Origin of the sequence: Sinomonas atrocyanea (assembly GCF_001577305.1) — a bacterium.
Lineage (GTDB): Bacteria > Actinomycetota > Actinomycetes > Actinomycetales > Micrococcaceae > Sinomonas > Sinomonas atrocyanea.
Genome location: NZ_CP014518.1, coordinates 252,184 through 268,843 on the forward strand (window position 1 = coordinate 252,184; position 16,660 = coordinate 268,843).

A 16,660-nucleotide genomic window follows, 5' to 3' on the forward strand; every position below is an offset into this window, starting at 1 on the left:
GTCAGCGGGTACTGGCAGGATAGGGGCGTGCGCATCCTCATCGCCCCGGACAAGTTCAAAGGCTCCCTCACCGCCGCCGAGGCCGCCGACGCCATGGCGGAGGGCGCCCTGAGCGTGTACCCCGACGCCGAGATCGTCCGCGTCCCCGTGGCCGACGGCGGCGAGGGCACCCTCGAGGCGGCCGTCGCCGCGGGCTTCGAGGAGCGCATCCGCGCCGTGACCGGTCCGCTGATCAAGCCCGTCGGGGCCGCGTGGGCGCTGCGCGGCACCACTGCCGTCATCGAGACCGCGCAGGCCTCCGGGCTCGCCGCGCTCGGTTCCGAGCCGGACCCGGAGACCGCCGGCCGCGCCCACTCCTACGGTGCCGGGCAGCTCATCGCGGCGGCCCTGGACGCCGGGGCCACGGAGATCGTGCTCGGGCTCGGCGGCTCGGCGATGACCGACGGCGGCTCCGGCGCCCTGCGCGCCCTGGGGCTCCGGCCGCTCGACGCGGCCGGGAACGTCGTGCCGCTCGGCGGGGCCGCGCTCGCCGAGGTCGCGTCCCTCGACGCGTCCGCCCTCGACCCCAGGCTCGCGGCCGCCACCCTGCGCATCGCCGTCGACGTCCGCAACCCGCTCGTCGGGCCGGACGGCGCGGCGCACGTCTTCGGGCCGCAGAAGGGCGCGGACCCTGACACGGTGGCGGCGCTCGACGCCGGCCTGCGCACCTGGGCGAAGCTGCTCGCCGAGGCGACGGGACGGGACGTCGACGTCCCCGGTGCCGGCGCGGCCGGCGGCTTCCCCGCGGCGTTCCTCGCCTTCACGGCGGCGCGGCTCGAAAGCGGTTTCGACCTCGTGGCCGAGCTCGTGGGGATCGACGCGCGCCTGGCCGAGGCAGATCTCGTGATCACGGGGGAGGGCTCGCTCGACGGGCAGTCGCTCACGGGCAAGGCGCCGATCGCGCTTGCAGACCGGGCGCGGGACCGGGGCATCCCCGTCATCGCGGTGGCCGGGCGCATCCTCGCCGAGCCGGAGCAGCTCGCCGAGCACGGCATCGAGGCCGCCGGCGCGCTCGTGGACCTCGCCCCGACCCCTGCCGAGGCCATCGCCCATGCCGCCCAGTACGTCCGCCGCGCCGTGGCGGAGCTCCTCGCCGGCGCCTGACGCGGCTCCTCGGCAGATTCTGCCCTGGCTTTCGGTCAAAGCCCCGTGCTGAAGCGCGGGGTTCTGTCCGAAAGCTGGGGTCACCCCCGCCGGGGGACTCCTAGTCGCCCTGCGCGGCCAGGGCGTCGAGCTGCATGACGAGCCACGGGCTGAACGCATAGGGCGCGGCGGCGACGGCGGCGCGGAAGTCGGCCGGGTCGGACCAGGCCCACTCGGCGACCTCGTCCGGGTTCGCCCGGGGATCGGAGGCGGCCACGGCGCGGAAGACCGGGCAGACCTCGTACTCGACGATCCCGGACGCGTCCACGGCCCGGTAGCGGAAGTCGGGCAGGACCGGCTCGATCGAGCCGACCTCGAGGCCGAGCTCCTGTTCGGCGCGCCGCCGGATGGCCTCCTCGAACGGCTCGCCCGGGGCCGGGTGCCCGCAGAACGCGTTGGTCCAGACCCCGGGCCAGGTCTTCTTGGCCAGGGCCCGGCGGGTCACGAGCACGCGGCCGTCGGAACCGAACACGTGGCACGAGAACGCGAGGTGCAGCGGCGTGCTCTCGGTGTGCACGGTCGCCTTCGGGGCGGTGCCCAGGAGGGTGCCGTCCTCGTCGACGAGTTGGACGAGCTCTTCCGCGGGGGTGTCAGCCATGGGGCCCATTCTTCCAGCAGCCGGCCACGCCGCGGCTCAGCGGCTGCGGACGGCGGGCTCGGTGGCGTCGTCCGTCGCGGTGCCCCGCCAGCGGGCGAGCGCGCTCATGCCGTGGAAGACGACGAGGGCGGCCGCGGAGCCGAGCGCGATGCCGGCGAAGGCCAGGTCGCCCACCTTCCACGTGTAGTCCGCGATGCCGACGATGAGCGCCACCGCCGCCGTGGTGATGTTCACCGGGTTGGAGAAGTTGACCCTGTTCTGCACCCAGATCTTGACCCCGAGCACGCCGATCATGCCGTAGAGCATGGTGGCCGCGCCGCCGAGCACGCCGGCGGGGACGGTGGCGATGAGCGCGCCGAACTTGGGGGAGAAGCTCAGCAGCAGCGCGGTGATGCCCGCGACCCAGTACGCCGCGGTCGAGTAGACCTTGGTCGCCGCCATGACACCGATGTTCTCCGCGTACGTGGTGGTACCCGAGCCGCCGCCGAGGCCTGCGAGGACGGTCGCGGCGCCGTCCGCCATGAGGGCCCGGCCGGCCATGTCGTCCAGGTTCGCCCCCGTCATCGCGGCGACGCTCTTCACGTGCCCCACGTTCTCGGCGACGAGCACGAGGACCACCGGCACGAACAGACCGAGCACGCCGAGGTGGAAGGCAGGGGTCTGGAAGTGCGGCAGCCCGATCCACACGGCGGCGTCGATCTTCGTGAAGTCCACCTCGCCGCGCCACACGGCCACGAGGTACCCGACCACCACGCCGATCAGGATGCTCAGCCTGCCCAGGATCCCTCGGAAGAGCACGGAGACGAGGATGATCGCCAGCAGCGTGGCGAGTGCCGTGACGGGCGCGGCGTCGAAGTTCTGCTTCGCCGCGGGAGCGAGGTTGAGCCCGATCAGCGCCACGATCGTGCCGGTGACCACCGGGGGCATGACCACGTTGATCCAGTGCGCCCCGAACGCCTGCACCACGGCGCCCACGGCGGCGAGCACCGCGCCGGCCACGACCACGCCGCCGAGCGCCCCCGCGACGCCGAACTGCTGCTGCGAGGCCAGGATCGGGGCGATGAACGCGAACGAGGACCCCAGGTAGCTCGGCACCCGCCCCCGCGTGAGGACGAGGAACAGGAGCGTGCCGATGCCCGAGAAGAACAGGGTCGTCGCCGGCGGCATGTGCGTCAGGATCGGCACGAGGAACGTCGCGCCGAACATCGCCACGACATGCTGGAGGCCCACGCCGATGGTGATCGGCCACGCGAGCCGCTCGCCCGGCGCCACCACCTCGCCGGGACGGACGGAGCGGCCGTCGCCGTGGAGCTTCCATCTGGTTCCGAGCATGCTCATGCGGCGCCTTCCGAGCGTGGGGGAGCGGGAATATCGGGGGACATCCTACTCGCTGGTCGGGGCCGCCATCGCGGGCGCTGCGGCGCGCACGACGGCGGCCGGCGGCTCCGCCCGCGAGGCGAGCGGGCGGCGTCGTCCGCGCCACCAGCCGAGCGGCTGGACCGGAATGTAAGCAACATCACCCCGCCGGACGGGATGCTCCGGGCGCCGGCCCCGGTTGTGAGGTTGATGAGGGCGGCCGCCGGGCCGCCGTGAGGAGACATGCATGAGCATCGCCCATCAGGAAGCTGCGCTCGACGCCGACGCCGTCAACGCCCTCTTCGTCGAGGCCCGCACCGCCAACACGTTCACCGGGGAGGTGACCGACGAGCAGGCGCAGGCGATCTACGAGCTCGCGAAGTTCGGCCCCACCGCGTTCAACAACCAGCCGATGCGGGTCACCTACGTGCGCTCGCCCGAGGCGCGCGAGCGCCTCGTGTCCCACCTGAGCCGCGGCAACCAGGCCAAGACCCTCGCCGCGCCGCTCGTGGCCGTCCTGTCCTTCGACACCGAGTGGCACGAGCGCTTCGAGACGTTCCTCCCGCAGGCCGCCGGGCTGAAGTCGATGTTCGACGACGACGTGGTCCGCTACGGCACCGGCCGCGACAACGCGCACCTCCAGGCCGGGTACTTCATCCTCGCCGTGCGCTCGCTGGGCCTCGCCGCCGGCCCGATGACCGGCGCGGACTTCTCCGCGATCGACGCCGACTTCTTCCCCGAGGGCGGGCGCAAGAGCTTCCTCGTGGTCAACATCGGCCGTCCGGGCGAGGACGCGTGGGGCCCCGCGAAGACCAAGTTCGCCTACGAGGACGTCGTCGAGACCGTCTGACCCCCGACTCCCCCGAGGACCTGGCCGCCTGCCCCGTGAGGGCCGGCGGCCAGGTCCTTCTGTGTCCCCTCCTGGGCCGTGCCCACGCCTCCGACCCGACGCGGGGTCACGTCTGGTTGGACGCGGGGTCACCTCTCGGCGCACCCGGGGCCACGTCTCGGCGCACGCGGGGTCACCTCTGGTTGGACGCGGGGTCACCTCTCGGCGCACCCCGGGTCACCTCTCGGCGCACCCGGGGTCACGTCCGCGTGCCTTGGCCCCTCCCTGCTGGGAGCCGCTAGTTCCTCGGGGCGACCGCGGGCTGTGAGCCAGTCGTCGTGGCCGGCGGCCGTCGCGGGAGCCGCAGCGACGGGCCGCGCTGGGGCGCCGGCGACAGGGCTTCGGCGGCCGTGTCGCGGGCCGGTACCGTCGGCGGCTGCGGTGCGGGCTCGGCGTCGTGCGCGGAAGGTGACCCCGGGACGGCGGAAGGTGACCCCGCGTCCGAGGTGCCCGGGGAGGCGAGGGCGGAAGCGGCGCGGGCTGCGCGCCGTTCGGCCCAGACGGCGCGGAGCTGCTCGCGGAACGTGCCCTCTCCCCAGCGCGCCAGCGCCCAGACGCCCACGGCACCGGCCACGAGCGCGGCGAGCCCACCGGCCAGCACGGCCCAGCGCGTGCCGACCGCGTTCGCGAGCCAGCCCACGAGCGGTGCCCCGATCGGCGTGCCGCCCTGGATCACCGCCATGTACAGGGCGAGGACCCGGCCGCGGTACTGGGGCTCGGTGGTGAGCTGGACGATGGTGTTGGCGCTGTTGAGGAACGTCAGCGCCGAGACGCCGACGAACACGAGCACCACGGCGTACGAGAGGTAGCTGGGCATGGCGGCCGCGACGATCGTGGCGACGCCGAGCCCCACCGCGGCCCCCACGAGCAGCGTAAGCCGCGGCTGCTTCCGCCGCGCCGCCAGGAGCGCGCCCCCGAGCGTTCCGATCGCCTGGATGGAACCGAGGAAGCCGTAGGCGTCGGCGCCGGTGTGGAACACGTCGGCTGCCATGAGCGCATTGGTGACCTGGAAGTTGAGCGTGAACGTGCCGACGAGCCCGGCCATCACCAGGATGAGCAGGATCCTCGGCTCGGTGCGGACGTACCGGACGCCCGCCATGATCTGGCCCTTGCCCCGTGGAAGCGGCGGGGTGCGGTGCAGGAGGTCCACCCGCAGCCGCGTGAGCGAGAAGAGGACGCCGAGGAAGGTTGCGGCGTTGAGCATGAACACCCAGCCCGTGCCGATGAGGCCGATCAGCACACCGGCGACGCCGGGACCGGCAAGCCGCGCAAGGTTGAAGGAGGCCGAGTTGAGCGCCACGGCGTTGGGCACGTCGGCGCGGCCCACGAGCTCCGAGACGAAGGCCTGGCGCGGCGGGGCATCGAATGCGCTCGCCACCCCGAGCAGCAGCGCGATCGCGTAGATGTGCCACAGCTGGGCCGCGCCGCTCAGAACGAGGACGCCCTGCACGAGCGCGAGCAGCCCCATCGCGGTCTGCGTGGCGAAGAGGAGCTTGCGCTTGTCGAGACGGTCGCCGAGAAGGCCGGCGTAGGGGCCGAGGAGCAGGATCGGCAGGAACTGCAGACCGGTGGTGATGCCCACTGCCGCGCCGTCGTGGTTCGTGAGCTGGGTCAGGACGAGCCAGTCCTGGGCCACCCGCTGCATCCAGGTCCCCACGTTGGAGACGAGGGCGCCGGCAGCCCAGAGGCGGTAGTTCGGGTGCTGGAGTGCGCGGAACATGCTGGTCATCGGGCGGTCATCTCCAGCAGCAGCTCGGCGGCGCGGTGCAGGGCGGCCTGGTCACCGGGCGGGAGCGCATCGAGGCGGCTCGCGAGCCATGCGGCCCGCAGCCGCCGGGATTCCTCGAGGACTGCGCGGCCGGCGTCGGTGAGCCCGACCACCACGAGCCGCCCGTCGGTCGGGTGCTCCGTCCGGGCCACGAACCCGCCCTCGCACAGGTGGTTCACCGTGCGCGTCATGCTGGGGGCCTGCACGTGCTCGATGTCAGCAAGCTGGCGCATCGTGAGCGGGCCGCGCTTCCCCAGGACGGACAGCACCGAGTTCTGGCCGGGGCTCACCACGTCGCTCGTCGCCTGCGTGCGCAGGATCCGGGACGTGCGCATGATCGCGACGCGCAGTTCCGCGGCGAGCTCGAGGATGTCGGGGGAGGCAGAGGTGTCGGGGGCGGCGTCAGTGAGGTTCGGGGGAGTCATCGGTACTTAGCATAACTCATTACCCATGCTAAGGATATGACCGCGGTCACCCACGATCTGGGGGCCACCTCCTGTGGGTCGCGTCAAGCGATGACCCGCAGGAGATGGCCCCCAGAAGGTGACCTTCAGAAGCTGACCTTCAGAAGCTGACCTTCAGGTGGTGGCTTTCAGAAGGTCAGGCGATGACGGAGTCGACGAGTGCCTTCGCCTCGGCCTGGACCTGCTTGAGGTGGTCGTCGCCCTTGAAGGACTCGGCGTAGATCTTGTACACGTCCTCGGTCCCGGACGGGCGTGCGGCGAACCAGGCGTTCTCGGTCGTGACCTTCAGGCCGCCGATCTTGGCGCCGTTGCCGGGGGCCTCCGTGAGCTTGGCGGTGATGGGCTCGCCGGCGAGCTCGGTCGCCGTGACGTCGCTCGCGGACAGCCTGCCGAGCTTCGCCTTCTGCTCCCGGGTCGCCGCGGCGTCGATCCTTGCGTACGACGGCGACCCGTACTTCGCGGTCAGCTCGCCGTAGAGCTCGCTCGGCGACTTCCCCGTCACGGCCCTGATCTCCGAGGCCAGGAGGTTCAGGAGGATGCCGTCCTTGTCGGTGGTCCAGACGCCGCCGTCCCGCTTGACGAAGCTCGCCCCCGCGGACTCCTCACCGCCGAACGCACCCTGGCCCGACAGCAGCCCGGGCACGAACCACTTGAAGCCGACGGGCACCTCGACCAGCTTCTTGCCGAGGCCCTCGGCCACGCGGTCAATCATCGACGAGCTCACGAGCGTCTTGCCCACCACGGTGTCCGGGCGCCAGCCGGTGCGGTGGCGGTAGAGGTAGTCGATCGCCACCGAGAGGTAGTGGTTCGGGTTCATGAGGCCGGCGTCGGGAGTGACGATGCCGTGCCGGTCGGCGTCCGCGTCGTTGCCGGTCGCGATGTCGTAGCCGGCGCCCTGCGAGACCTTCTGGATGAGCGAGGCCATGGCGAACGGCGACGAGCAGTCCATGCGGATCTTCTCGTCCCAGTCCAGGGTCATGAACGCCCACTGCGGGTCCACGGTCGGGTTCACGACCGTCAGGTCGAGGTGGTGGCGCTCGCCGATCTCGCCCCAGTAGTCCACCGACGCCCCGCCCATCGGGTCGGCGCCGATGCGGACCCCGGCGTTGCGGATCGCCTCGATGTCGAGCACGAGGGGCAGATCGTCGACGTAGGAGGAGAGGAAGTCGAACTGGCCGGTGGAGTCCGCGGCGAGCGCGTCGGCGAGCTGGATGCGCCGCACGCCCGCGAGGTCCGCCTCGAGGAGCTCGTTGGCCCGGTCGGCGATCCACCCGGTCGCATCCGTGTCCGCGGGGCCGCCGTGCGGCGGGTTGTACTTGAAGCCGCCGTCCGAGGGCGGGTTGTGGCTCGGAGTGACCACGATCCCGTCCGCCCGGCCCGGGTCGTCCTCGCCGCGTCCGGCGTTGTACTTGAGGATCGCGTGGCTCGCGGACGGCGTGGGCGTGTAGCCGTGGCGGGCATCGACCAGGACCTGCACGCCGTTCGCGGCGAGGACCTCGAGCGCGGTGTTGGTGGCCGGCTCGGAGAGGGCGTGCGTGTCCTTCGCGAGGAAGAGGGGGCCCCGGATGCCCTGGCCCGCACGGTACTCCACGATCGCCTGGGTGATGGCGGCGATGTGCTTCTCGTTGAAGGAGGCCTTGAGGCTCGAGCCGCGGTGGCCGGAGGTCCCGAAGGCCACGCGCTGGCCGGGGTCGCTCAGGTCCGGGGACACGTCGTAGTACGCGTCGAGGAGCGCGGTGATGTCCACGAGGTCGCTGGGGAGGGCTACGGTGCCTGCTCGGTTCGCCATGTGCCTAGCTTTGCAGAGAAGGCCAACAAAGGGTGGCCACTCGGTGAAGATTTCGCCTGTCTCCCGGCCCACGGGCGCTACCGGCCCTCCGCGAGGACCTTCTCCGCCAGCTCGCGGAGGGCGCCCTGCAGCGTGGCGTCGGGGACCTCGAACCGCTCGCGTCCGAACCTCAGCGTCCAACAGAAGGCGTCCCGGACGCGGGGGGCGGGCTGCGCAGCCGGGGTGTCGGGCAGCCGCCGCCGCTCGCTGCGTGCAGCCCTGTAGAGGGAGGCCCACTCGGTGTCGGCGGGCTCCCGTGGCCCGCGCACCCGGAACTCGACCCGGCCGCGCCGCGGGATGCCGGCGACGCCGCCGGAGCGGATGACCTCGACCTTCATCGCCCCTCCTGGCGTCTTGGCGCGGCCCCCTTCCTCGGCGATCGGGCACCGTTCTCCGAGAGCCGCACCGTGATCCCGACGCCGCGCCATCCGGCGCGCACGGCCTTCTCCTCGGCCGACTCCCGCCCGAACAGCGCCCGGGCCACACGCACAGTCTCCCGCGCGAATCCGCGGAAGTCGACGTCGACGGGGAGCCTGCCCGTGGCAATGGCCTCGAACCAGACGCGGCCGGCGCGCTCCCACGCGTGGCCCCCGAGGGCCTCGGCGGCGAGGTAGAAGGCCCGGTTGGGGATGCCGGAGTTCAGGTGCACACCGCCGTTGTCCTCGCGGGTGCGCACGTACCCGTCCATGTGGGCCGGCTGCGGGTCCCTGCCCAGGGCAGGGTCGTCGTAGGCGGTGCCGGGCGCCTTCAGGGACCGCACCCCCACCCCCTTGATGCCGGGCAGGAAGATCCCGTGCCCCACGATCCACGTCGCCGTCTCCACCGTGTCGCCGCGTGAGAACTGGTCCACGAGCACGCCGAACACGTCCGCGAAGGATTCGTTGAGGGCCCCGGACTGGCCCTCGTACGCGAGGTCGGTGGTGTGCTGCAGGAGCCCGTGGCCGAGCTCATGGGCGACGATGCTCAGCGAGCCCGTGAAGGACGAGAACACCGTGCCGTCGCCGTCGCCGAAGACCATGCGGGATCCGTCCCAGAACGCGTTGTCGTAGCCAACGCCGTAGTGCACGGTCCCCTCGAGCGCGAGCCCCGCGCCGTCGACGCTCGAGCGGTGGAGGACCTGCTCGAGGAACCGGTAGGTCTCGCCGAGCCCGTCGTAGGCCCGGTTGACGTCGGCGTCCGCCACAGGATCCTGTCCCTCCTTGCGCACGAGCCGGCCGGGCAGCTCCTCCGTGGTCTCCGCATCACTGATCTCACGGTGGAGGGCTCCCGGTGCCGCGCGGAGGCCGCGCTGGTCCCCGAGCGGGCGCCCCCGGCGCCGCTCGCGGAGCCGGGCGTCCTCGAGCAGCGTCCGGCGCGCGAGCTCGGCGACGGACTCGATCCCGCGCGTGTCCGCCGCGAATCCGTTGGCGGGTCCCTCGCCCGAGAGCGCCCGCGCCCGCCGTTCACGCAAGCCCGCGAGGCGCTCGAGCAGGTACGGCGGCACCGCGCCCTGGTGGCGGCGCGGCCGGGTGGAAGGTGCTGCTGGGTACGTGCTGGACATCGTCATTCCCCCTCCGCTGAGATGGGCCGAGCATGGCACCCGGTACCGACAGTTCTCGCAAGCCTTCCGGCGGCGCCGGCGGGTAGGCTGGGAGCACGTCGAAGGCATGGAGCGGAGGGGGCATCTGATGTCGGAGCAGTCGGAGCGCCGGGACCAGGGCGCGCCGCAGGAGGGCCAGCCGGAGGGGACCGAGGCCCCGGAGCCGGGGAGCACCGAGCGGCCCCGCTACACCCCGCCCCCGTATGTCCCGCCGGTCACCTTGGACAAGGACCGCGGCAACCCCACCGAGCCGATTCCCTCCAACCCCACGCAGCCGCTCCCGCCGGGCGCCCCGCCTCGGCCCGGAACGTTCCAGCAGCCCGCCGGCGGACAACCGGCCGCCGGGCAGCCCGCCGTCGGGCAGCCCGCCGGCGGGCAGCAGCCTCCCTGGTTCGGCCAGCAGCCGGGCGGCCCCGCCTACCCGATGCAGGGGTACCCCGGCCAGCAGCCCTACCCGGGCGCGCCCGGCCAGCAGCCCTACGCGGGCCAGCAGCCCTATCCCGGCCAGCAGCCCTACCCGGGCCTGCCGGGCCGGACGCCGTACTACGCGGCCCCGGCGCCGCGCGGCCTGAGCATCGCCGCGATGGTGTGCGGTATCTCGGTGTTCGTGGGCTTCGGGTTCCTCGTGCTCCCGCAGATCGCCGCCGTGGTCCTCGGGCACCTCGGCCTCGCCCGCGAGCCCGCGGGCCGCGGCATGGCGCTCGCCGGCCTCGTCCTGGGCTACGTCGGCATCGCGCTGACCGTCGCGTTCCTCGCGGTCTTCATCCTCGTGCTCAGCATGGCCCCGAGCCGCTCGGGCTACTGACGCCGCTCCGGCTACTGACCAGGGGCCGGCGAGGGCATGTGGAGCATCCGCGCCACCTGCAGCAGCAGCCTCTCCGAGCCGGGTTTCCCCACCGCCTGGACGCCCATCGGCAGCCCGGCCGCGGTCCAGTGCGTCGTCGCCACCACGGCCGGCAGCCCGCACACGTTCACCCAGGAGGACCAGGGCGCGAACTCGCACTGGCGGCGGTAGTCGTCGTCGGCGGTCCCGCGCCATTCGGGGCCTGCGAACCAGCCCACCGGCCGCGGGGTCTGGGCCAGCGCCGGTGAGAGGAGCACGTCCCAGTCGGCGAGCTGGGCGAGCATGTCGCGCTCGAACTGGCGCAGGAAGGCCAGCGCCTCCTCGAGCTTCGCGGGGGAGCGCTGCTGTGCCCGGCGGCGGAACGACCGCGTGAGCGGGGTCAGGAGCGGCTCGCGTTCGGGGCGGATCCTCGCGGTCCCCACCCCCGCCGTCCATGCGGCGGTGAACGCGTCCGGGTAGCGGTTGTCGAACCGCGGGTCGGCCTCGACCACGAGGTGCCCGGCCGCGGCCAGCGCTTCCGCGCCGCGGCGCAGCGCCTCGAGAGCCTCAGGCTCCGGCTCGATGCGGTAGCGCGCGTCCCAAGGGCTCGACAGCCCCACGGCGACCCTCAGTCGCCCCGGTTCGCGCACGACGGCGTCCGCGAACGTTCCGGCGTGCCGGCCGGTGTGCGCGTGGTCGCCTCGCGCGGGCCCTGCGGCGGGGGCCCCGGCGACGAGCGCGTCGAGGAGCAGCGCGGCGTCCTCGGCTGAGCGCGCGAGCGGCCCGGCGACGACGAGGCGCGCGGCGTCCCCCGCGCTCTGCCCGGCGGGAACGAGCCCGCGGCCGGCCTTGAGCCCCACGATCCCGCACGCGGCGGCGGGGATGCGCACGGACCCGCCGCCGTCGGAGCCGGGGGCGAAGGGCACGAGGCCGGCGGCGACGGCGGCGGCCGAGCCGCCCGAGGACCCGCCCGAGCTGAGCGCAGGCCCGTGCGGGTTGCGCGAGGGCGGCGCGATCCGGTTCTCCGAGTACGCCGTGAGCCCGAACTCGGGCACCTGGGTCTTGCCCAGGGAGATGGCGCCGGCGGAGCGCAGGAGGGCCACCACGGGGGAATCCTCGAGCGCGGGACGGGCCTCGAGGGCCGCCGAGCCGTGCGTCGTCGGCACCCCGGCCACGTCGGTCAGGTCCTTGAACGCGGTGGGCATCCCGTGCAGCGGCGGCAGCTCGCCGAGCCGGCCCGAGCGGGCGAGGCGCGCGTGCAGCGCGTCGGCGGCAGCAGCGGCGTCGTGCGCCTGCTCCGCGGTGACGGTGAGGAAGGCGCCGAGGAGGCGGTTCTCCGCCTCGATGCGCGACAGGAAGTGCTCCGCGACCTCCCGGGCCGAGAGCTCGCCCGAGCGGAGGGCGCCGCGGAGGGCCACGGCCCCCAGGGCGGCGATCCCGGCGTCGACTGTCACCGGGCCACTATAGGCTGGAGGGACAAGCATCTCCGGAGGCGAAGAATGTCTGATTTCGAGACTGTCCGTGTCGAGGCGCTGCCGGCGGACGGCACCCTGCTCGATGTGCGCGAGGACTACGAGTGGGAGGCCGGCCACGCCGAGGGCGCCGTGCACATCCCGCTCGAGCAGCTGCCGGCGCGCCTTGACGAGCTCGACCCCGACGACGACCTGCTCGTCATCTGCCGCACCGGCGGCCGCTCGGCCCGGGCCACCCAGTGGCTCGTCGCGAACGGCTACTCGGCGGTCAACGTGGCCGGCGGCATGGACGCGTGGCTCACCGCGGGCCGGCCGCTCGTGGCCGAGAACGGCCAGCCTCCCACGGTGCTCTGAGCCGTGCAGTACACCTTCCTGGGTCCCGAGGGGACCTTCACCGAGGCCGCCCTGCTCAAGGTCCCCGGTGCCCGGGACGCGGCCCGCACGCCCGCCACCACCGTCAACGCTGCCCTCGACGCCGTCCGGGACGGCACGGCGGACGCGGCGATGGTCCCCATCGAGAACTCGGTCGAGGGCGGCGTCACCGCGACCCTCGACGCGATCGCCACGGGCCCCGAGCTGCGGATCGTGCGCGAGGAGGTCGTGCCCATCACCTTCGTGCTCGTGGCCCGGCCCGGTACGCGGGCCGCGGACCTGCGGCGCATCTCCACGCACGGCCATGCGTGGGCCCAGTGCCGCGGCTGGGCGGCAGCGAACGCGCCCGACGCCGTCCACCTCGCCGCGAGCTCGACCGCGGCGGGGGCGCTGGCCCTCCTCGACCCCGCCTCGCGGCCCGGCGACGCCGCGATCTGCGCTCCCATCGTGGCCGAGGAGCATCCCGAGCTCGAGGTCCTTGCCTCCGACATCGGCGACAATCCCGGAGCCGTCACCCGGTTCGTGCTCGTGTCCCGGCCGGGGACGCTGCCAGCGCGCACCGGGGCGGACAAGACGTCCGTGGCGGTGCCCCTTCCGGAGGACCGGGCCGGGGCGCTCATGGAGATCCTCGAGCAGTTCGCCGCCCGCGGCGTCAACCTCTCCCGCATCGAGTCGCGGCCCACGGGCCGGTACCTCGGGCACTACTTCTTCTCGATCGACGTGGACGGGCACATCCAGGACGCCCGCATCGCCGACGCGCTCGCAGGCCTGCACCGCATCAGCCCGCAGATCCGCTTCCTCGGCTCCTACCCGCGGGCCGACGGCGCGCGCCCTCTCGTCAGGGACCACGTCACCGACCACGCCTTCGCGTCCGCGCGCGGCTGGGTGGACGGGATCCTCGGCGCCCCCGCGCGATGACTGGGGGCGCCGGGAGGACGGGCCGCGGCGACGCGCGCTTCCTGTCCGCCTACTTCCGCCGCATCGGCTACACCGGCGACGCCGCCCCCACGCTCGCGGCCATCGCCGCGGTCCACGCCCACCACACCCGCGCCATCCCCTTCGAGAACCTGGCCCCGGCCACCGGGTCCGCGGTCGACATCACGGACGAGGGCATCGAGACCGCCCTCGTGGACCGCCGGCGCGGGGGCTACTGCTTCCAGCATGCAGGGCTGCTCTCCCGCGCCCTCGCGGCGATGGGCGTGGACGGGGTCGAGAACCACCTGTGCCGCGTCTACTGGGGCCGCGGGCCGGGCGCCGGCGCGCCAGCCCGCACGCACCAGGCCACCGTCGTCGAGGCCGAGGGGCGCCGCTACCTCGTTGACGCCGGCTTCGGCGGGTTCAACCCCTCGGGCATCCTCCCGCTCGGGCTCGCCCCCGAGGACTCCGCGGTCTCCACGCCGCTCGGGACGTTCCGCGCCGTGGACGTCGCCGTCGCCGGCCTGCCCGCCGGCGACACCCCCGGGATCGACCTCGTGGTCCAGGCGCGGCTCGGGGAGGGCTGGGCCACGCTGTACGGGGTGGACCTCGGCGCCCACGCCCGGGCGGACTTCGAGGTCGCCAACTGGTACGTCTCGACCTCGGACATTCCGCCGTTCACGCGCTCGCTCATGGCCTCGATCCGCACCGAGACCGAGCGGATCACCCTCGCCAACCTCGAGCTCGCGGTGCGCACGTACAGGCCGGACGGGGCATCCACCGTCCAGCGGAGCACGCTCGGCAGCGCCGACGAGCTCCGCGAGGCCGCCCGGGAGCTGTTCCGCATCGAGGACGCGACCCTCGACTGGGACCGGGCCTACCGGGTGGCGGCACAGGCCTAGGCGGGCCGGACAGCGCCGGGCGGCAGGGCGGCGTCGTGCGTCAGGCTACCCGCACGAGCAGGCTCGCCGGGCGCACCTCGACGTCGACCCTCGTCGCGGACCCGACCACGTCGCCGTCCACCTGCGCCTGGATCGGCTCGGGGACGCGGATGGCGACCCGTTGCGCGCCGTAGAACTGCATGACGGGCAGCTGCCGCTTGTGCTGGACCATGATCTTCACGTACATCGCGATCCAGCCGATAAGGCTGCGGGGACTCATGACGGCGACGTCGAGCACGCCGTCGTCGATGAACGCGTCGGGGATGAAGTCCACCCCGCCGGGCAGCTTCGAGCAGTTCGCGAAGAGGACGCTGCGGACCCGGCGGGTCTGGAAGTCGCCGCCGTCGAGCGAGATCTCCACGCGGCGGCGGCGCTGGCCCGGCATGTGCCGGATGCCGGCCTCGGTGTACGCCATCCAGCCGACCACCCGCTTGAGGTCCTCGCTCGTGTCGTTGAGGATCTCGGCGTCCATGCCCACCCCGGCGATGACCAGGAACGTGTGGGTGGACCGCGTGCCGTCCGGGGCGGTGAGGACGAGGGCGGCCGTGTCGATCCGCCGCTGCCGGCCGAAGACCGCCGTGTGGACGCACTGAGCGAGCCGCGTGACGTCCAGGTCGAGGTTGCGGGCCAGGAGGTTGCCGGTCCCGAGGGGAACGAGCCCGAGGGCGGCGTCCGTGCCGGCCAGCACCTCGGCGACCACCCGCACCGTCCCGTCCCCGCCGCAGGGGATCACGACGTCGGCCCCCGCCTCGAGCGCCCGGCGCGCGGCGGTGTAGCCCGGATCGGCCTTGGTGGTGTGGAAGACGAGCGGCTCCGGCCAGCCGGCCCCGCGGCAGGCGGCCTCGATGAGCATCCGCGCCTCGTCGGCGCGCTCCTTGATGGGGTTGAGCACCACGGCGACCTGCTGGGGCCCCGCCGGCGGCGGCCCGGCGGGCTCCGCCATGGCGCTGCGGGCGTGCTGCTCCTTGAGCCGGCGCACGCCCCACCAGCTGGCGACCGCGACGCCGCCAGCGGCGGCTACAGCACCCGCAATGATCCACCCGCGCATGATGCTCTCACTCTATCCCGCCACGCTCGGGCACCGATCCGCCCCCCAGGGCCGCCGGGCCCGGGCCCCTCGGTCCCGCGGCGCTGCCGCCTCCGGTTAGTCTTGGACTCGTGATCGACGTCAAGGACCTTACTGAGAATCCGGACAAGTACCGTGCGAGCCAGCGCGCCCGCGGGGCGGACGAGGCGCTCGTCGACTCGATCATCGCTGCCGACACGCGGCGCCGCGCATCGCTGACCGAGTACGAGTCGCTGCGCGCCCAGCAGAACGTGTACGGCAAGAAGGTCGCCGCCGCCAAGGGCGAGGAGAAGCAGGCGCTCCTGGCCGAGGTGAAGGACCTCGCGCAGAAGGTCAAGGCCGCGCAGGCCACTGCCGACGAGGCGCAGGGCGAGATGGACGAGCTCATGCGCGTCGTGCCGAACCTCATCGTCGAGGGCGTCCCGGCCGGCGGCGAGGATGACTACGCGGTCGTCAAGACCGTCGGCACGCCCCGCGACTTCGCGGCCGAGGGCTTCGAGCCGCGCGACCACCTCGAGCTCGGCGAGCTCCTCGGCGCGATCGACATGGAGCGCGGTGCCAAGGTCTCCGGCTCGCGGTTCTACTTCCTGCGCGGAGTCGGGGCCCGGCTCGAGCTGGCCCTCCTGCAGATGGCCATGGACCAGGCCGTCCAGAACGGCTTCATCCCGATGATCACCCCCACGCTCGTGCGTCCGGAGACGATGCAGGGCACCGGGTTCGACGTCGCGCACGACGCCGAGATCTACCGCCTGGCCGAGGACGACCTCTACCTCGTGGGCACCTCGGAGGTGGCCCTGGCCGGCTACCACGCCGACGAGATCCTCGACCTCGCCGGCGGCCCGATCCGCTACGCCGGCTGGTCCTCGTGCTACCGGCGCGAGGCGGGTTCGCACGGCAAGGACACCCGCGGGATCATCCGCGTGCACCAGTTCAACAAGGTCGAGATGTTCATCTACTGCCCGCAGGAGGAGGCCGAGGCGGAGCACGCCCGCCTGCTCGCGTGGGAAGAGGAGATGCTCGCCAAGGTCGAGCTGCCCTACCGGGTCATCGACACCGCCGCCGGGGACCTCGGCATGAGCGCGGCCCGCAAGTTCGACTGCGAGGCCTGGGTCCCCACCCAGGGACGCTACCGCGAGCTGACCTCGACCTCGAACTGCACCGGCTTCCAGGCCCGCCGGCTCAACATCCGCGAGCGCGTGCTCGACGCCGAGGGCGCGTCCAAGGGGACGCGCGCCGTCGCGACGCTCAACGGCACCCTCGCCACGACGCGCTGGATCGTGGCCATCCTCGAGCACCACCAGAATGCCGATGGCTCCGTGAACGTGCCCGCGGCCCTGCGCCCGTACCTCGGCGGCCTCGAGGTCCTCCCCGTCCTGTAGCCGCCCCCGCCGCTGCCCTCAGCGGACG

The 16,660-nt window shown here is 73.4% G+C and carries 16 protein-coding genes; 7 read left to right on the top strand and 9 right to left on the bottom strand.

Annotated features, from left to right (window positions below; genetic code table 11):
* Window positions 1-27: 27 nt before the first annotated feature.
* Complete coding sequence (locus SA2016_RS01215) at window positions 28-1,143, top strand: glycerate kinase (RefSeq protein ID WP_066494489.1); 1,116 nt, start codon at window positions 28-30, stop codon at window positions 1,141-1,143.
* Between the two features lie 100 nt (window positions 1,144-1,243).
* Here the strand turns inward: SA2016_RS01215 and idi are convergent, their stop codons facing one another.
* The gene (gene idi / locus SA2016_RS01220; RefSeq protein ID WP_066494491.1) at window positions 1,244-1,780 is read right to left on the bottom strand and encodes an isopentenyl-diphosphate Delta-isomerase; all 537 of its coding nucleotides are present in this window, start codon (window positions 1,778-1,780) and stop codon (window positions 1,244-1,246) included.
* A 36-nt stretch (window positions 1,781-1,816) separates the two neighbouring features.
* Window positions 1,817-3,118: a uracil-xanthine permease family protein gene (locus SA2016_RS01225; protein ID WP_066494492.1), complete on the bottom strand. Its 1,302-nt coding sequence runs from the start codon at window positions 3,116-3,118 to the stop codon at window positions 1,817-1,819.
* Window positions 3,119-3,383: 265 nt separating this feature from the next.
* On the opposite strand from SA2016_RS01225, the gene SA2016_RS01235 reads away from it, so the two are divergent.
* The gene (locus tag SA2016_RS01235) at window positions 3,384-3,986 is read left to right on the top strand and encodes a malonic semialdehyde reductase (RefSeq protein WP_066494494.1); all 603 of its coding nucleotides are present in this window, start codon (window positions 3,384-3,386) and stop codon (window positions 3,984-3,986) included.
* Window positions 3,987-4,263: 277 nt separating this feature from the next.
* Here SA2016_RS01235 and SA2016_RS01240 read toward each other — a convergent pair whose 3' ends face one another.
* From SA2016_RS01240 to SA2016_RS01260, 5 genes are all read right to left on the bottom strand, one after another.
* A complete protein-coding gene (locus SA2016_RS01240; protein ID WP_084249217.1) occupies window positions 4,264-5,754 on the bottom strand; it encodes an MFS transporter in 1,491 nt (496 codons plus the stop codon).
* On the bottom strand, window positions 5,751-6,218 hold the full coding sequence (locus SA2016_RS01245) for a MarR family winged helix-turn-helix transcriptional regulator (RefSeq protein WP_066494495.1): 468 nt from the start codon (window positions 6,216-6,218) through the stop codon (window positions 5,751-5,753). The genes SA2016_RS01240 and SA2016_RS01245 overlap by 4 nt, the downstream gene beginning before the upstream one ends.
* A 175-nt stretch (window positions 6,219-6,393) precedes the next feature.
* Complete coding sequence (gene pgm, locus SA2016_RS01250; protein ID WP_066494497.1) at window positions 6,394-8,046, bottom strand: phosphoglucomutase (alpha-D-glucose-1,6-bisphosphate-dependent); 1,653 nt, start codon at window positions 8,044-8,046, stop codon at window positions 6,394-6,396.
* Window positions 8,047-8,123: 77 nt separating this feature from the next.
* Window positions 8,124-8,423: a protealysin inhibitor emfourin gene (locus tag SA2016_RS01255; protein WP_066494500.1), complete on the bottom strand. Its 300-nt coding sequence runs from the start codon at window positions 8,421-8,423 to the stop codon at window positions 8,124-8,126.
* Window positions 8,420-9,625: a M4 family metallopeptidase gene (locus SA2016_RS01260; protein ID WP_066501794.1), complete on the bottom strand. Its 1,206-nt coding sequence runs from the start codon at window positions 9,623-9,625 to the stop codon at window positions 8,420-8,422. Before SA2016_RS01260 ends, SA2016_RS01255 begins: the two co-directional genes overlap by 4 nt.
* A 127-nt stretch (window positions 9,626-9,752) precedes the next feature.
* Here SA2016_RS01260 and SA2016_RS01265 point away from each other — a divergent pair, with 127 nt between their 5' ends.
* On the top strand, window positions 9,753-10,469 hold the full coding sequence (locus SA2016_RS01265; protein WP_066494502.1) for a DUF4190 domain-containing protein: 717 nt from the start codon (window positions 9,753-9,755) through the stop codon (window positions 10,467-10,469).
* Window positions 10,470-10,480: 11 nt separating this feature from the next.
* On the opposite strand, the gene SA2016_RS01270 is transcribed toward SA2016_RS01265, so the two are convergent.
* A complete protein-coding gene (locus SA2016_RS01270) occupies window positions 10,481-11,971 on the bottom strand; it encodes an amidase (RefSeq protein ID WP_066494504.1) in 1,491 nt (496 codons plus the stop codon).
* Between the two features lie 15 nt (window positions 11,972-11,986).
* Between SA2016_RS01270 and SA2016_RS01275 the strand changes: the two genes are divergently transcribed.
* Genes SA2016_RS01275 through SA2016_RS01285 form a run of 3 tightly spaced genes read left to right on the top strand, consistent with a single transcriptional unit; the run spans window position 11,987 to window position 14,148 of the window.
* Window positions 11,987-12,313: a rhodanese-like domain-containing protein gene (locus SA2016_RS01275; protein WP_066494506.1), complete on the top strand. Its 327-nt coding sequence runs from the start codon at window positions 11,987-11,989 to the stop codon at window positions 12,311-12,313.
* A gap of 3 nt (window positions 12,314-12,316) precedes the next feature.
* Window positions 12,317-13,249, top strand: a complete 933-nt coding sequence (gene pheA / locus SA2016_RS01280; protein WP_066494508.1) for a prephenate dehydratase — start codon at window positions 12,317-12,319, stop codon at window positions 13,247-13,249.
* Window positions 13,246-14,148: an arylamine N-acetyltransferase family protein gene (locus SA2016_RS01285; protein WP_066494510.1), complete on the top strand. Its 903-nt coding sequence runs from the start codon at window positions 13,246-13,248 to the stop codon at window positions 14,146-14,148. Before pheA ends, SA2016_RS01285 begins: the two co-directional genes overlap by 4 nt.
* Before the next feature lie 40 nt (window positions 14,149-14,188).
* On the opposite strand, the gene SA2016_RS01290 is transcribed toward SA2016_RS01285, so the two are convergent.
* Window positions 14,189-15,235 carry a diacylglycerol/lipid kinase family protein gene (locus SA2016_RS01290; RefSeq protein ID WP_066494511.1) on the bottom strand — a complete coding sequence of 349 codons (1,047 nt, stop codon included), beginning with the start codon at window positions 15,233-15,235 and terminating at the stop codon, window positions 14,189-14,191.
* A gap of 110 nt (window positions 15,236-15,345) precedes the next feature.
* Between SA2016_RS01290 and serS the strand changes: the two genes are divergently transcribed.
* Window positions 15,346-16,632, top strand: coding sequence for a serine--tRNA ligase (gene serS / locus SA2016_RS01295; RefSeq protein WP_066494513.1), 1,287 nt, complete (start codon window positions 15,346-15,348; stop codon window positions 16,630-16,632).
* Window positions 16,633-16,660 lie beyond the last annotated feature (28 nt).

Excerpts from the sequence above, each read along its gene's own strand:
- idi (WP_066494491.1), bottom strand. The coding sequence starts at position 1,780 with ATGGCTGACACCCCCGCGGAAGAGCTCGTCCAACTCGTCGACGAGGAC.
- SA2016_RS01225 (WP_066494492.1), bottom strand. The coding sequence starts at position 3,118 with ATGAGCATGCTCGGAACCAGATGGAAGCTCCACGGCGACGGCCGCTCC.
- SA2016_RS01235 (WP_066494494.1), top strand. The coding sequence starts at position 3,384 with ATGAGCATCGCCCATCAGGAAGCTGCGCTCGACGCCGACGCCGTCAAC.
- SA2016_RS01240 (WP_084249217.1), bottom strand. The coding sequence starts at position 5,754 with ATGACCAGCATGTTCCGCGCACTCCAGCACCCGAACTACCGCCTCTGG.
- SA2016_RS01245 (WP_066494495.1), bottom strand. The coding sequence starts at position 6,218 with ATGACTCCCCCGAACCTCACTGACGCCGCCCCCGACACCTCTGCCTCC.
- pgm (WP_066494497.1), bottom strand. The coding sequence starts at position 8,046 with ATGGCGAACCGAGCAGGCACCGTAGCCCTCCCCAGCGACCTCGTGGAC.
- SA2016_RS01255 (WP_066494500.1), bottom strand. The coding sequence starts at position 8,423 with ATGAAGGTCGAGGTCATCCGCTCCGGCGGCGTCGCCGGCATCCCGCGG.
- SA2016_RS01260 (WP_066501794.1), bottom strand. The coding sequence starts at position 9,625 with ATGTCCAGCACGTACCCAGCAGCACCTTCCACCCGGCCGCGCCGCCAC.
- SA2016_RS01265 (WP_066494502.1), top strand. The coding sequence starts at position 9,753 with ATGTCGGAGCAGTCGGAGCGCCGGGACCAGGGCGCGCCGCAGGAGGGC.
- SA2016_RS01270 (WP_066494504.1), bottom strand. The coding sequence starts at position 11,971 with ATGCTTGTCCCTCCAGCCTATAGTGGCCCGGTGACAGTCGACGCCGGG.
- SA2016_RS01275 (WP_066494506.1), top strand. The coding sequence starts at position 11,987 with ATGTCTGATTTCGAGACTGTCCGTGTCGAGGCGCTGCCGGCGGACGGC.
- SA2016_RS01285 (WP_066494510.1), top strand. The coding sequence starts at position 13,246 with ATGACTGGGGGCGCCGGGAGGACGGGCCGCGGCGACGCGCGCTTCCTG.
- SA2016_RS01290 (WP_066494511.1), bottom strand. The coding sequence starts at position 15,235 with ATGCGCGGGTGGATCATTGCGGGTGCTGTAGCCGCCGCTGGCGGCGTC.